13 protein-coding genes are annotated in these 15,681 nt (G+C 44.9%); 3 read left to right on the plus strand and 10 right to left on the minus strand.

From position 1 onward, the window contains the following. The first annotated feature begins 7 nt into the window (after nt 1-7). The 3 genes from DQW11_RS12035 (at nt 8) to DQW11_RS12045 (ending at nt 2,950) form a co-directional block, all read left to right on the plus strand. Nucleotides 8-226, plus strand: a complete 219-nt coding sequence (locus tag DQW11_RS12035) for a FeoA family protein (RefSeq protein WP_113924330.1) — start codon at nt 8-10, stop codon at nt 224-226. A 5-nt stretch (nt 227-231) separates the two neighbouring features. Then, a complete protein-coding gene (feoB, locus tag DQW11_RS12040; protein ID WP_113924331.1) occupies nt 232-2,352 on the plus strand; it encodes a ferrous iron transport protein B in 2,121 nt (706 codons plus the stop codon). Between the two features lie 280 nt (nt 2,353-2,632). After that, nucleotides 2,633-2,950, plus strand: a complete 318-nt coding sequence (locus tag DQW11_RS12045) for a hypothetical protein (protein WP_113924332.1) — start codon at nt 2,633-2,635, stop codon at nt 2,948-2,950. A gap of 73 nt (nt 2,951-3,023) precedes the next feature. Here DQW11_RS12045 and moaCB read toward each other — a convergent pair whose 3' ends face one another. From moaCB to DQW11_RS12100, 10 genes are all read right to left on the minus strand, one after another. Then, complete coding sequence (gene moaCB, locus DQW11_RS12050; protein WP_113924333.1) at nt 3,024-3,935, minus strand: bifunctional molybdenum cofactor biosynthesis protein MoaC/MoaB; 912 nt, start codon at nt 3,933-3,935, stop codon at nt 3,024-3,026. Nucleotides 3,936-4,287: 352 nt separating this feature from the next. Beyond that, nucleotides 4,288-4,734, minus strand: coding sequence for a molybdenum cofactor biosynthesis protein MoaE (locus tag DQW11_RS12055; protein WP_113924334.1), 447 nt, complete (start codon nt 4,732-4,734; stop codon nt 4,288-4,290). A 4-nt stretch (nt 4,735-4,738) separates the two neighbouring features. Next, nucleotides 4,739-5,827: a HesA/MoeB/ThiF family protein gene (locus DQW11_RS12060; RefSeq protein ID WP_113924335.1), complete on the minus strand. Its 1,089-nt coding sequence runs from the start codon at nt 5,825-5,827 to the stop codon at nt 4,739-4,741. A gap of 12 nt (nt 5,828-5,839) precedes the next feature. Further along, nucleotides 5,840-6,082 (minus strand): MoaD/ThiS family protein, encoded by a 243-nt coding sequence (locus tag DQW11_RS12065; RefSeq protein ID WP_113924336.1) that lies wholly within the window; start codon nt 6,080-6,082, stop codon nt 5,840-5,842. A gap of 161 nt (nt 6,083-6,243) precedes the next feature. After that, complete coding sequence (locus tag DQW11_RS12070) at nt 6,244-6,987, minus strand: sulfite exporter TauE/SafE family protein (RefSeq protein ID WP_113924337.1); 744 nt, start codon at nt 6,985-6,987, stop codon at nt 6,244-6,246. Between the two features lie 3 nt (nt 6,988-6,990). Further along, on the minus strand, nt 6,991-8,172 hold the full coding sequence (locus tag DQW11_RS12075; RefSeq protein ID WP_113924338.1) for a molybdopterin molybdotransferase MoeA: 1,182 nt from the start codon (nt 8,170-8,172) through the stop codon (nt 6,991-6,993). Nucleotides 8,173-8,181: 9 nt separating this feature from the next. Next, complete coding sequence (gene moaA / locus DQW11_RS12080) at nt 8,182-9,162, minus strand: GTP 3',8-cyclase MoaA (RefSeq protein ID WP_113924339.1); 981 nt, start codon at nt 9,160-9,162, stop codon at nt 8,182-8,184. A 737-nt stretch (nt 9,163-9,899) separates the two neighbouring features. Beyond that, the gene (locus tag DQW11_RS12090; RefSeq protein WP_113924341.1) at nt 9,900-11,867 is read right to left on the minus strand and encodes a c-type cytochrome; all 1,968 of its coding nucleotides are present in this window, start codon (nt 11,865-11,867) and stop codon (nt 9,900-9,902) included. A gap of 18 nt (nt 11,868-11,885) precedes the next feature. Further along, complete coding sequence (locus DQW11_RS12095; RefSeq protein WP_113924342.1) at nt 11,886-13,697, minus strand: family 16 glycoside hydrolase; 1,812 nt, start codon at nt 13,695-13,697, stop codon at nt 11,886-11,888. A 954-nt stretch (nt 13,698-14,651) separates the two neighbouring features. Further along, entirely contained in the window at nt 14,652-15,155 is a 504-nt protein-coding gene (locus tag DQW11_RS12100; protein ID WP_157966107.1) for a CIA30 family protein, read from the minus strand. Between the last annotated feature and the right edge of the window lie 526 nt (nt 15,156-15,681).

The following is a 15,681-nucleotide window of genomic DNA, read 5'->3' on the forward strand; positions in this document are numbered from 1 at the left end:
TAATTTCATGACCGCAGCACAGCTTTCTCTTCAACAATCAGCCACCATTGAAAGTATCCAGGAATCTGATATTTCTATTAATTTTTTGGAGTTAGGGATTTTGCCCGGGAAAGAAATCAAATTATTAAAGAAAGCACCTTTTGGAGGGCCAATGGCTTTTTTGATTGAAGAAAATATTATCGCCCTCAGACAGCAGGAGGCCATTATGATCAATTTAAAATCCTGATTAGTATGGAAACCGCCACCGCTCTCCAGACCAAAACTGTTGCCATCATCGGCAATCCCAATGTAGGCAAATCCAGTATTTTCAACCAACTGACAGGTCTCAATCAAAAAATCGGAAATTACCCCGGAGTTACCGTTGACAAAACAGTGGGTTTTCTCCGGATTGGTGAAAAGGAAATTAACCTGATCGACCTGCCGGGAACTTACAGCCTTTACCCCAAGTCTGAAGATGAAGTCATCGCCCATCGTGTCCTGAATGGATTGGGACAGGAAAAGCCGGATTTCGCTTTGGTAATCCTCGATGCCTGCAACCTGGAGAGAAGTCTGTTGCTTGGTACCCAGGTGATGGATTTGGGTATTCCAATGGCTTTTGTGGTCAATATGAAGGATCTCGCCCTCAAAAAAGGAATTCAGATCAAGACTTTTGATTTGTATAAAATGCTTGGCGTGCCTTTGGTACTTACCGATGCAAGAAACAATGAAGGAATAGATGCCATCCGTCAATTGATGGCAACCGAAAAGTTTGAATCCCCCAAACCGCTTCTTGACTCTTACGCATTCGCCGACAAGGCATTGGTAGAGGAAGTCATGGTGAGATTTGGGTTTAAAAATCCCTATCAGGCTTTCCAGATGTTGGTGTTTGGAGAATTTGACAAAACCCTACCACTAGCGGACAAGCAATGGCTGGAGGAAAAATCCCTTGCTTTTGGATTTGACAGAAAAAGGCAACAGGTACGTGAAACCGAAGCACGATATGTCAAAATAGCTTCAATACTCAAAAAATCTGTCGATAGGGTTAAAATCGAATCAAGCAATGTAACCATCAGCTTGGACAATGTTTTCTTGAATCCTGTCTTTGGGTTTGTGGTTTTTCTGGGAATCATGCTGTTGATATTCCAGGCAATTTTTGCTTGGGCAGCCTTCCCGATGGATTTGATAGACGTGGGATTTGCAGGCCTGAGTGGTTGGATTTATGAGAATCTTCCTCCGGGTGTATTGACTGATTTGCTTGCAGAAGGGATTGTTCCCGGGATCGGCGGGGTTGTCATCTTTATACCGCAGATCGCCATGTTGTTTGGTTTTTTGGCGATTTTGGAGGATACCGGATACTTGTCCAGGGTGGTGTTTTTGATGGATAGGTTGATGCGTCCTTTTGGCCTCCATGGCAAAAGTGTCGTTCCCCTGATCTCAGGTATGGCCTGTGCCATCCCCGGTATCATGGCGGCCAGGAATATCAGCAACTCCAAAGAAAGACTGATCACGATTTTGGTGACTCCTTGGATGAGTTGCTCAGCAAGGTTGCCGGTCTATATCATCCTGATAGGGCTTACCATTCCGGATACCCTTTGGATGGGAATCAGTTTTCAGGCCCTTGGTCTTTTGGCGATGTACCTGTTGGGAGTCTTGTTTACGCTCTTGGGGGCTTTGGCCCTGAAATTTATCCTAAAAACAAAAGAGAAAAGTTACCTCTTGACCGAGCTTCCCATTTATAGATTGCCAAGATGGAAGACCGTCCTATTGACGATGTTCAACAAATCCAAAATCTTTGTTTTGGAAGCCGGCAAGGTCATTCTTTCCATCTCCATAGTCCTTTGGGTTTTGGCGAGTTATGGTCCGAGTGGCAAAATGCAGGCGATTGAAGAGGAAAAAACAACTGTTCTACAAACTACTCCTGAGGCAGATTGGTCTACTGTGGAGGAGTTATATGCTTCCAAAAAGCTTGAGGCATCATTTATCGGTATCATGGGCAAGGCCATCGAGCCCGCCATCAGGCCCTTAGGTTATGATTGGAAAATCGGTATTGCACTCTTGACTTCTTTTGCAGCCCGGGAAGTCTTTGTCGGGACCATTGCTACGATTTACAGCATCGGCGGAGATGTCGAAAACGAACTGACCATCCGCGAAAAACTAGCCAAAGAAGTTCATTCTGATACGGGAGAGAAGGTTTTTGACAAAGCTACAGGGTTTTCCCTGATGGTCTTTTATGCCTTTGCGATGCAATGTATGAGTACCTTGGCAGTAGTGTACCGCGAAACCAAAAGCTGGAAATGGCCGATCCTGCAGACCGTGGTCATGACCGGGATTGCGTATTTGGCAGCCTTTATCACTTATCAGATTTTCTCTTAATTATGTGGCAGGAACTTGTTGTTTTCGGATTGTTTGCCTTGGTTTTGGGAACTTGGGTTTTCAGGACTTTTATAAGAAAACCAAAAAAATCCCAATCCGGTCCAGGTTGCGATAAATGTGGGGGATAATTAGTGCCTTTCTCCTCTCTATTTTTTGAATTCAAGGAATTATTAATTATAAATATTTTTTATACATATAATTATTAATATAAATAAAAACTAATGAGTAGACCTTTGCAATTTTGTAATATCAAAAGAATCAGACACTAAAGGCTACACATATGAACAGGCAAAACAACATCACTTTGATCAAAGGGGAATTTGAAACCGAAGAAGCAAAAGATATTTTGAGAAACCTGATTGATTTCAAGATCAAGTTTCATCAGATCAAAAGTTTCAATTCTGAATTAAAATTTGGTGAAAAAGATGCTCGTTCCATGGCAAGAATCATAGAATTGAAGGCAAGCATGCAGAAAATGCTTGAAATAATGGAAGAAGCTGAAGCAAATGGATATAGCCTAAAAATTGACGCAAAAATTGATATTGAGTTTCAGCGTCAAGAGACTCAGATATTGGATCATATGGTGGTCAGCCATTGATATATATTTTCAGACTAATTCGAGGAAAAAATGGGGAATTATTCTTCCCCATTTTTTTTTACCTTAATTTTTTTCAATCATGTCTTGCTCCCTCCATCACTTTGAAAATATGTAACACTGCGGGAAAAATTGCATCCATGGATTCGGCCGCTCCTTTGGTCGAACCGGGTAAAGCCAATACCAATGTCTCTCCGATCAGACCTGCTACACTTCTCGACAACATAGAATAGGGCGTCCGCTGCTGTCCATACGAACGGATGACCTCTTCGATTCCGGGAACTTCCTTTTCCAAAAGCGGCTTGATCGCTTCCGGAGTAACATCCCTTGGAGACAAACCTGTTCCCCCTGTGAAAATTACCAAGTCCATTCCTCCAGCACAATACTGCTTTAATTTTTCCTGAATGATAGCAGTTTCGTCAGGAATCACAATATAATCTCCAATGATGACACCTTGTTTTTCCAACTTTTCTATAATGGCCTTTCCTGCCATGTCCACTTTGGTTCCCTTTGATATAGAATCCGAACAGACCACCACGGCAGCTTTGAGTCCTTGATTTTCCTTTTTGGCAAAATCCGTCTTGCCGCCTTTCTTTTCCAACAATTTGATCTGATTGATGCTGATGCCCTTGTCGATAGGCTTGAGCATGTCATACATCGTCAGCGCCACGACAGAGGCAGCATGCATGGCTTCGACTTCTACGCCGGTTTTGTAGATTGTATGTATCTCCGCATGGATGTGTATATCCAACCCTTCGATTTTATAGCTGATGGAAGTGAACTCGATCGGGAGGGGATGACAATCCGGGATCATGTCCGAAGTGCGCTTGGCAGCAAAAAGTCCCGCTGTCTTCGCCATTTCAAAAACATCACCTTTGGGTACCTTCCGCTGTACGATGGCATCGATGGTTTCCTGTGAACTCACTGAGACAATTGCCTGGGCAATGGCTTTGCGGAGAGAGGGAGATTTGTGGGTAATGTCGACCATTTTTTAGAATATCAAGAAATTAGTATCAAGTATCAAGTAACAAGAGGCGAGAGTCTAAGTGCTCAGTTGGCAGTAGCAGTTTGCAGTGGTTAGATTTTGAGTATAAAGTATCAGGTAAAATGTATCAAGTATCAAGAAGCGAGAGTCTCTCAGTGGTCAGTTTGCAGTAGCAGTTGGCAGTGGTTGTGTGGTAAGAATCAAGTAGCGAAAAGCGGGAGCCAAGATGCAATAACCAAGAGACCCTTCGTTCCTCAGGGTGACGCATAACAACCCGACAACGCGAAGCAGACAACCCGACAACTATTACAACCATTACAACAACTACAACAATTACAACCCTTCACTCCAACCCTCACAAATTCTCCTTCCAGACCGAGCCGTCGTTGTCTATCAGTTCTTTTCCCCAGACAGGGACTTCTTTTTTGATCCGTTCCACCAATTCTTCGCAGGCATCGATTGCTGCTTTGCGGTGCTTGGAAGAGGTGAATACAAAGAGGCAGATTTCACCGACTTTTACCTCTCCGAGACTGTGGTAGATATGCATACAGCTCAAAGGGTATTTGGCAAATATAGCTTCCCTGATCTCAAAGGCCTTTTCCAACGCCATATCTTCATAGGCTGTATACTCAATCGCAGTTACTTTTCCGCCTTCTTTTTCATCCGCCCTCACCTGACCGAGGAAGATGCTGTGGCCTCCGATATCCGTTTTGGTACTGTGGTTGGCGATGGACTTTGCGATGGATTCAGGTGAAATAGGACCCTGAACAAAGATGTTTTTTGGGCTTCTTTTGGTTTCCATGTACTTATTTATAAATCGGTGAATCAGGGGCTTCAATACCTCCTGATATGGAATGTATCTTTTTTCCCGGAAAATGCTTCTCCAACATTTTTACTGCCTTCAAACTCCGGACTCCGCTTTGGCAAAACAACAAGATCAATTCCGAATTGAGCCATTCTTGGTGCTTTTCTTCTATCAGATCCAAGGGTACAGATTGAAATTTAAATCCTTTCAGTTTTGGGAATTCATCTGCTTCTCTGACATCAATGAGTGTTCCTCCGGGGAATTTATTCAATAAGGAAAAAGCTTCTTCCCAATCAACAGAGTCACCATCTCCACAAACTACGGCATAATCTGTTGCCTCCAAAGCTTCCATCGAGAAAGGAATCCCCTTCTTTGAATCCGGATTTTTGCTAAGCTCCATTGAGTAGGATTGATGGCTGAGAAGGTTGTAAAACAGCATCTTGTCCACCAAAGCTACGCCGTATCCTGTCAGATATTTTATGGCTTCTGCTGCCTGAAGTGTGCCTATGATTCCAGGCAAAACCCCCAAGACTCCGGTTTCATTGCAGTTGGGAATTTCGTAGGCAGTAGGAGGATCAGGGAAAATATCGCGGTAATTGATGCTGTTATGGCCCTTTCCATTCAAGATAGCAACCTGTCCTTCATTTTGGTATACAGCTCCAAAAACCAATGGTTTCCCCAAAAGCACGCAGGCATCATTGACCAAATATCTTGTGGGGAAATTGTCCGAACCGTCTATAATTAGGTCGTATTTGGAAAATATCGCCTTGATGTTTTGCGTGGTGATGAATTCCGGGATGCAATTGATCTTGATATCGTGGTATTTTGCTTTGAGAAAATGGCCGGCAGTTTCAGCTTTGTTTAGTCCCAAATCTCCCTCTCCAAAGAGTACTTGTCTGTTGAGGTTGGATAATGATACCATATCTCCATCCACAATGCCGATGGTTCCGACCCCTGCGGCAGCGAGGTATAGTAGAACGGGGCAACCCAAACCGCCCGCACCGATGACCAATACCTTTGCCTGCTTCAGCTTATGCTGCGCTTCTTTTCCAAATCCGGGCAATATGTATTGTCTTTCAAAGCGGTCCATATCATCTTTTTATTAACCTCCGGAAAAAGGAGGGAGCAACGCAACTTCAGCACCTACAGGAATGGCTGTCTTTCCGACTGCCATTTTTTTATTTATTGCAATGCTAAACTTGGTATGCTGGAGGTCGGGGTATTGTTGGTAGAGATAGCCTAATAAAACCTCTGTGTCCGGCATGTATTCCAACACCAACTCTTTGGTTTTTATCTTTTCGGCAATCATACCGAAGGCTATCACTTGTATACTTGTCAGTGCCATAGGTTCGAAGTTAGGGAATTCAATTGGTCAGATTCTGATTGAATAAAAATTTTGTTTCTGGAAAATGACCGAAGTCCGATGACCGATGTCCTATCCTCACCGAGGTATGGTAAGGAATTTATGGTTGTTTTCCTTTGGATATTGAAAAGAAACAAGTCATTTCATCCCGACCAGATCAACTTCACCGCAGCAATAAAGAGAACAACAGTCAAGAGGTATTTGATCATGACGGGATTGAATTTCTTTGCACCGAGGTACGCGCCCAAAGCTCCTCCTGCGATCGTCAACGGCATGACGATCCAAAGTTGCCGGTCGATCTCCACCTGAAACCCGTCTGCACCAAGAAACCCCGATACGGAGTTGAAAAAGATGAAAAGCGCACTGACGGCGGCGGTTTCTTTCATATTGGTCCAACCCAACATCAGCAATATCGGCGATAGGATGATCCCGCCTCCGATGCCGATCAGTCCGGAAAAGAATCCGATCAGCAATCCCAATACGGGTCCCATCCACCACTGCCTTTCCATGGCAGGACGGTCAGATACCGGAAAAACATTCATAAATCGGAGAATGGGAAAGAAAAGCAAAATACCCAAGATCCTTTTATACAGGACTGTATCCACCAGAATACTGCCCCCAAGATATGCCGCAGGAATGGAGAATAAGATCAACGAAATAAACAGCTGCGTGGGAAAAGTGCTCGCTTTCCGAAAAGAAAGAAAGGCCAACAAAGAAACAAACATGTTCATGATCAGCGCCGTAGGCCGGATCTGCTCGGGTGCAAAATTCAACAAAGCCAACACCATCAGGTAGCTGCTAGCACCGCCATGACCCACGGAGGCATACAAAAAAGCCACGATGGGAAGCAGCAGATAAAGGATAAATTCATTCAGTCCCTCTGCCATGCTTTACCAATTGTATACTTTGACGATCGTTCCTGCTTCCAGACTTTCCACCTCTTCCCCGACTTCTGCGATGCAGTTAGCGGCACCATACGAGATCAGGTTAAAGGATTCCTGACCTGGAAGTATGATCACTTTTTCGTTTTCAAGCTTTGCTTTGAGGAAAAAAGTGAGGCCTGTTGTTTTTTCAAAATTATCAGCCAAGGGATAGGAACCACTTGGTTTCCAGATATCAGTTTTTCCCATCCAAGCTTCGATGCATGGTTTGACATATTGGTTGAAGCAGGTGAGGGTAGAGGCGGGATTTCCCGGCAAGGCAAAAATCCATTTGTTTTTATTCTGCCCGACAAAAAGAGGTTTTCCGGGCTTTTGCTTCACTTTGTAGAAAAGCTCCTGCACTCCAGCTTGCCGCAATCCTTCTTTGACGTAGTCATAATCTCCCACAGAAATACCTCCGGAAAGAATCAGGACATCGTAGTTGCCGAGGTATTCGTTGATTTTCTCCTGTAATTTCTCGGGTTCATCTATCGCCTTCCCGATCTGGATTTCTTTCACTCCAAGATTTTGCAGGTAGGACTTCATCACAGGACCATTGGCATCATAGACTTTTCCAAAACCCAAAGGATTCCCTGCTTCCTCGAGTTCATCACCCGTCAGGATGATCCCGACAGTCGGAGCGGCATGTATCGGAACCAGGCTGATTCCCACAGAAGCAAGCAAACCGATCATCCCCGGACTGATGTGACTGCCCTTCTTTGCGATCAGGTCTCCTGCTTTGTTTTGGGCTCCTTTGCCACGGAAATTGGCTCCCTTTCGGAACTTTTCTGAATCAAAAATCAGCTGCCCTTCTTTTATTTTGACATACTCTTGAGGAATGATCGTATCTGCACCTGAGGGGACAGGCGCACCTGTAAAGATCCGGATGGCTTCATTTTCTCCCAAAACCAACTCCTGCATGTCTCCGGCTTTGCTCTTAGATTGGCTTAAAAGCGTTCTTTGGTTATTGTCTTTTTGCCAGCAAATGGCATAGCCATCCATGGCGGAATTATTGAAAAAAGGAATATCGATGGGGGAGAAAATATCCTCAGAAAGGACTGATCCGGAAGCTTTGTCCAGGTCGGCCAAGATGGTCCTGCCTAAAATGAGGTTATCCTGAAGTATTTTTTTTGCTTCGCTAACTGAAATCATATGGGTTGGCTATCCGCCGATTTTGATCATGCTGCGGTTTTCGATTTTATCTGCTTCGGCTTTAAGGTAATCAGGTGAAAACTGTCCCCCGAGCATGGCGTGTTTTCTATAGATGGATAGGTGGATCAAAGGAAGGATGTCTTCACCTTTGCGCAGGGTGCCGAGAAGGTCCATTTCCTCTTTTCCAAAAAGGCAATTCTTCATCTTGCCGTCAGCTGTGATCCGCATCCTGTTGCAGTCGCCGCAGAAATGCTCGCTCATCGTCGTGATAAAAGCGAAAGTTCCTTGATTGCCGACCACTTTATATTTTTTGGCTGTATCATGGACCTGATCCTGAAGCTTGACCACATCCATTTCAGCTTGGACCATCCCGAGCATCTGCTTGGTAGTGATGACCTTTTCACTTTTCCAATGGTTGCCAGAAAAAGGCATAAACTCTATAAAGCGGACGTGCAAGGGCAGCTTTTCAGTGATTCTTACAAAGTCAAGCAGTTCTTCTTCGATGATGCCGTTCAGTGCCACTGCATTGATTTTGACGCGGAAGCCATGGTCAAGGAGTAGTAGAATATTGTCCCAAACCTGTTGGAACTGGTTTCTTTTGGTGAGTTTGAAAAATGTCTCCGGATTCAGGGTGTCGAGACTGACATTGAGGGAACGGATGCCTGCATCTTTCAAAAGCTGGAGATGCTTGTGAATCAAGACCCCGTTGGTGGTCAGCGTAAGTTCAACCGGTAACTTTGACAACCGCTGCACAATGTCGGGAAATTCCTTTCTGACCAAAGGTTCGCCACCAGTCAACCTGATTTTCTTTACTCCGAGGTCCACAAAAGTCTTGGCGATCTGCTCGATCTCTCCTGTGGACATGAGTTTGGAATTGGGCAGGCACTCGATTTCCTCATTCGGCATGCAGTAGGCACAACGGAAGTTGCAGCTATCTGTCAGCGATATCCGGAGGTAATTGTGGATCCTGTTATGTTGGTCAATGAGCATTCGAAGCGGGTAAATTTCCCAATTGTATCAAGATCAAATTTGCCAAGAAAGATTAAGAATTAAAAGGGGAATTTTGTAAAGGGTAGGAGGCCAGATGTCCGATGACGTATGTAAAGAAAGGAGCCGAGAAGCAAGACAAGTGGGCAGTAACAGTTAACAGTTAACAGTGATCAGTCTCAGTCGCATTCAGAATGTTAGTTTGATTTTATCCAAGCAAAGTTAAATGTCACTCACAACTTTGAAATTGGAAAAAACTTATCCTTGTCACCTCGACGAAGGCGAGGTCCATTTCTAGATATTTTTAGATTTCTCTCTGTGTTGCCAATGACAGAAATGGAATTTTCCCCTTCGACAAGCTCAGGGACCGGAGATTCGGCGTTTGGAGGGGGAGGAGGAAAAAGCGGCTGCACCGCTTTTTCCTCCTCCCCCTCTCTCAAGAACAACCTCGTTGGCCGAGCTTGCCGAGGCCGAAATAAAATAGTTTCAATGTCATTCCTTTTCCAAATGTTTTTTGAAAATGTTTAAGACCCGAAATGACAAAGGGATGTGAATTTTATCCTTAACGCCCTTTTTTCATCTGAACTGTTTCAAAAAAACTAAAAACCCCAAACAAAAACCAAATCTGGTTTCTGTTTGGGGTATGATGATTGATTTTCAAATAAAGGTTTGATCCAGAAACATTATCAATCAATATCACTCAATATCTATTCACTCCGAATACAACCTAAGTTGAAGTTTTATTTCGCCAACGAATTAATCCAAGCAGCAATCTTCAAAGCTTCATCTCTTGGAACCTGTGGCATTGCGGCCATCGGCGTGGCATAATCCGGCCAATTCTCAGGTTTTGGATTGTAGATCAGTTCCACGATTTTCTCATTGGAATATTTCCTTTTGGCTATTTCTGCATAGGCAGGACCGACTTGTCGCTTGGTGGCATTGTGGCAGGCGGTACAGGTATTTTTAGCAAGCAAGGCATTGATAACCTCTAGTGAAGGAACTTCATTGGCAACAGCTTCGGGTTTGGCGGCAACTGCAACAGGTGCTTTCTTTGGAGAAGCGGCGGCTTTCTTCGCTGCTTCAGCTTCCAGTTTTGCTTTTTCGGCTATGGAGTTGTACTGACTGAGTTCATCCACTGCCAACTTTGCCCCTTCGGGAATATTGTTCAGTGTGTAATATGCCGTGCCGTGTAGAAGCGAATGGGATTCGATACTCTCCCGGACGCCATCCAAGGATATTTTATGGATGTGATACCTCCTCAAGCCATCGACTACGATCCTTACTTTCATGCGGTCAGCCGATACCTTTACTCCTGAGATAACATTATCCTGAATATTCACAGGAGGACTGCCGTAGACCGGATGGTATTTGTAAGTAAAGCTCTGAACGGCATAGGAAGCCAAGTCCTCGGCGGAATTGATATTGACCGGCTTGGTAAATTCTATCTCAAAACCATCTGGCATGGCTTTGACGGTTCTCATTTCGAAAGGGATTTCATTGTTCCAAACCATACGCTGCAAGCCTTCATTGGCTTCGCCTGCCGAACCCCAACCCCTGTTGGTCTCGCCTACAAAAAGCGACTTGTCCGCTCCGAAGGCAATCCGCATTACACCGGACTGGAAGCCTGCCCTGAAGTCGATGGATGCCCCTTGATACTGTCCGTTGACTTTCTCCAGCATGATACGCATGATTTTGCTCTGACCCTGATCGCCGACGAGGACCTGACCTTCGAATGGCCCCAAATGTCCTTCTGGAATCTGCAAAGGCTCAGAGTTGGAAATGCCGTGGATGCCATGTGGCAACCAAACTGCAGGAAGCTTGATGGATGGGATTTTTTCTTTGGCCTCAAAAAGTGTGATGAATTCCTCATCGACTACATTCTCTGGCTTAATATAGCGGCCGTAAGTGTTTTTGATTTTCCTTGGATCGACTACTGCGTCAAATTGCTCAGAGGTCAGTTTGAAGGGAGGACCTGCCAATCCTGTCCAGGCCAAGCCTGCAGGGTGTCCGGTGAAATCTCCCTTTTCCAAATGCCACAAACCACCCGAAGCCATGTAATCTCCCTGGTTGTCGGTGTAAAACAATTCTCCGTCTATGATGCCGAGTCCTGCAGGGGAGCGCATGCCAGTGGCCCAAGGCTCCATTTTGCCGTCAGGGGAGATTTTCATCACCCAACCTCTGTACGGCACGCGGCTTTCACCTCTCCACCATTCTTCATTGCCAAAGGCCACATTGCCGGAAACAAAGTAATTCCCATCCTTGCTGACTTTGGGTCCAAAGCTATATTCATGGTAATGCCCGGAAATGTCCCATGCATAGATCGTCTCGAATTTGTCTGCGTAGCCGTCCTTGTCTGTGTCGGTGACTTTGGTGAGTTCACCCCTTTGGGCACAGATCCATGAACCGTCCTGATAGGTCAATCCAAGGATTTCGTGGAGTCCTGAAGCAAATTTTCGGAAGAAAGGTCTTGGGCTTGTGGGATTTTCTACGATGAAAATATCCCCCCGCCTAGTCGCCACGCCAAGGTTACCATTTGGCATCAAAGCCAATCCACCCACCTCAAGGAGCGTTCCTTCCGGACTGCTTACCTTCATGATTTTGTAATAATCCTCCTCTAATGGAGACTCCTGTGCCATAGCCGGACGGGAAAACAATCCCAAAAGTCCAAGTGCCAAGACTGTAATATATGTTGAATAAAAGGTCTTCATATTCTAATTGTCAATAAGTTAAAACAAGATGGCGTATTGGATTTGTGAATTGAGGGATACCAAGAGCTGCTGTTTGTCTCCACTGCTTTGGACCACAGGCTTGTTGGCCGACTTGGGGTCTACCTGAATGTAAAATCCCTTGTCTGCCACCCAATACAATCCGTCCTTGATCAGCTTAATTTCAGCACCTTCGGCGATGGCGTACTGCTTGTTGGCGGTGCCTCCGGTGGCGGAAAGTGTCCTGTCCAATCCCTTGCCGTCAGCCCTGCTGATGATAAAGTCCTTGAAGTTGATTCCCTGCAATTCGTAGGAAAACTCCACGCCGCCGTTTTTGGATTGGTAGCCCTGCGGGTCAAAGTTCTGCTTGTTTGACTGGAATTCTATTCCCTGAAGGTTCTTTTCAGGATTGCCGAGGAAAACCACCGCACCAAGAGGAACAGAGGCGCCATTCCCTCGGTCATTCCACATCGGCGTGGCATCTAGGAATCCACCTCTCCAGACCTGAAATAGATTGCCTTTGCTCAGGTCATAGGAATAATGCACCTGCTGAGGACTTGATACCGAAAGGGCATGGGTGATTCTTTTGCCGTCAGGCAAATCCATGAAACTTCGCAGCATCGGTACATCTTGTTGGTCGACGAGAATAGGGTCAGTGGTCCATATCTGTCTCGTCGTACTTTTTGACAAAGGCATCTCGCGCAGACCTGGTCCTGAGACATAAAGGTCAAGACCTGTGTCGGACCAATCTTTGGTTTTGGAGACGAGGATTTCAACAGGAACTGTTCCTTTGGTGAGGGTGACAGTTGCCCTTTGGTACTCTTCACCCATCTCAGTAACTTTCTTTCCATCTATTTTTAACTGACCTGTTCCCGAGGAAACAAGAAAATGGAATGTATATTCACCTGTTTCGGGAACGTTTAAATTTCCCATGTATCGGGTCAGGTTCTGTCCGGTAGGGGTTTGGATCGGGTCCTGGATATTGGCAATGATGCCTAGAGTGGCCGCGTCCAATTTGGAAAATTCAGGCTCTTGATTGAAGAATCCTTTGTAAGTCATATACTTCAGGTCTGTGAGTGTCGGTACCGCTGTATCAAATCTTGTGATTTTGATATTGCGGAAAGCCACCGCGCCATGGTCGCCCTGGATTCGGAGCGGGCCTTTGGCGATGTCTTTTGGCATCAACGAACCTCTTGTCGGGCCAAAAAGCTCTAGGTTTTCGTGGATTATCACACCATTGAGTGCAATGTAAAGGAACTTTGCATTTTCGGTTTTGTCTCCCTCAGAATTGAACCTAGGAGCCTGGAAGGAAACCTGCAGCTTCTGCCAAACTCCCGGTGCGCGGGCGACATTCTGTCTTGGGGCATAGCCCTCATAGCCTTTTTGTCCCTCTGGCTTGCTGTCATCCCAACGCTCGTAGACGCCACCCATGTCTCCTGGCTTGACGGTGGTTTTGGTCCAACTGTCAAGGACCTGGATTTCGTATTGGCCCATGAGGTAGACGCCTGAGTTGGAATGGGAAGCCACCATCACTTCAAGCTCTAAGTCGATGTCGCCAAATTCTTCGACAGAGACGAGATCCTGTCCGTTGTTCTTTTTGGTAGGGAGGTTGACGATGATGCCATCGCCTTTAGTGGCTTTGAGGAAGTTGGCCTGGTCTGGATCGCCCGAGACTTCAGATGCCATCTGCCAGGTGCCGCTGTTGGGTTTGAAAGTAGAGAGGTCTTTTAGCATTACAGTCTGCTGGGCAAAAAGGGCAGTATTGCCAAAAAATCCAGTCAGGAATACACAGCCTAGGAGTACTGCATATTTTTTGAAATCAGTATTGGTCATTTTTTCAAAGTAATGGTTTGAAATGGAAGTAGTTTGAAAGAGTAAATATGTCCCAAATGGGGTGTTTTTCCAAATGAATGTTTAATTACCGCAATGGACGCGGAGGTTTCGCAAAGGGTCGCAAAGGTTCTTTAACTTTACCACAGAGCTCCCAGAAAGCACAGAGAAAAAAGGTTGAATTTTCTCCCGCAGATTTCCAGATTTACTTAGACGACATCTAAGCCGATTTTTATGTTTCTGCTATCCAGCTTCTCCAGAAGCTGGATTTGATTTCACTTTTACCGCAATGATCGCCAAGGTTTCGCAATGGTCGCCAAGGGTCTTCGGCTTATAGCCACATCGTGGCGAAATATTGGTAGCGATGGGTAAGATGCTAAACTAATTCTCATAATTTCTTGAATTCTCATGCACCGCAGCCCATGGTGAATATGAATGCCGTTGGTTTTATTTCGGTCATGAATCTTCTAAGCAGAAGAATCTTCAATACCGAAATGGTAGGGGGTATTTTGATTTACCACTGAGCACACAGAGGGCACAGAGAAAAGTAGGTTTAATTTTCTCCCGCAGATATCGCAGATTGACGCAGAAGGTCTACAAACAAGCAGCCACATAGTGGCGAAATATTAAAAGCCATGGGTAAGGTGCTAAAGCCATCTTTATACTATCACAAATCCCTATGCACCGCAGCCCATGGTAAAGAAGGCGATTAGTGGGTCATTTCGGTCACGGATTTTGTAAATAGAAGAATCTTCAATACCGAAATGGTAGGGGTAATTTTTCTTTTACCGCAAGAGATACGAAGGTTTCGCAAAGGGTAATTTATTTTCCCGCAGACTGCGCAGAAAACGCAGATTGTTTTTTTCCTTTTCAATCCTTAAATTCTTTTTCCCTGCCGCTTTGCATGAGTCAATTTTTCTTTTGAGCAAAGGGCAACCCTTCTGAAGGGAAAAACAATCAATAGAACTTAAGGTAATCGATCCACAAATTGAAAGTACCTTCCTGCTTGTCAGCCAAAATAAACCCAATCCGCTGAATTTCTTTTAAGACCTCAGGGTCAATTCCCTTTTGGATGGTGGCACCCATTCTGCTGACTTCAAAATCCCGAAGCGGAATGGTGACGGTTTCCCAATCTTTGCCTTTGGCAGCAAACTTTACCCTGAATTTTGGGAGGTAAAATGGAGTGTCTTTTTCAATCAACACTTCAAACTTCCTTTGGGTATCTGATTTGAAACGGATTTCACAATACCCGTAAGACGAAAGGTCGTAGCTACCCAATGGACTGCGAAGGGAAACAAATCCGCCATTGTTTTTTAGGGAAACATTTCCTGCAAAAAGCAACGCATCGGCTTCCAGACTCGCTTTGGATTGGGAAAGCCCACCCATGACACCGTCGTTGACTATGGTCCAACTTCCAAAATTTTTACCAACTCCAAAATCAAACAGCAAGGGATCTTTCATCAAAAGAGGATTTATATAAAACAAAAGGAATAAAAATAACATTGGCTGCCACATACCATGAGAAGAGAATTGAGCGGGTTATTGTTTGAAATTTGAGTGGTAATTTTTCATTTACCGCAATGGACCCAAAGGTTTCGCAATGGACGCCAAGGGGGTGGTTAGTTTACCACAGAACTCACTGATGGCGCAGAGAAAAGATCCATCATCCTTCAATATTTTTCCTTTTGCTCCGCGTCTCTGCCTGAGATCATTTTTTTTTACCGCAATGGACGCAAAGGTTTCGAAAAGGGTCCCAAAGTCAAGTTAAATTTACCCCGGAGCGCACTGAGGGCGCAGAGAAAAGAGCCATCATCCACTATTCAATTATATTTTTGCTTTTCCTCTGCGGCTCCGTGTGATGTATTTTTTTTACCGCAAAGGAAAAGAAGGTTTCGCAATGGTCGCAAAGGATTTTGAACGTTCCTGTTTTTGGCGGAAACTCTAAATCACTATTTCCGATTTCTCGGCCAAAAACCGGAATCGTCTT

This window comes from Cognataquiflexum aquatile (assembly GCF_003316845.1).
GTDB lineage: Bacteria > Bacteroidota > Bacteroidia > Cytophagales > Cyclobacteriaceae > Cognataquiflexum > Cognataquiflexum aquatile.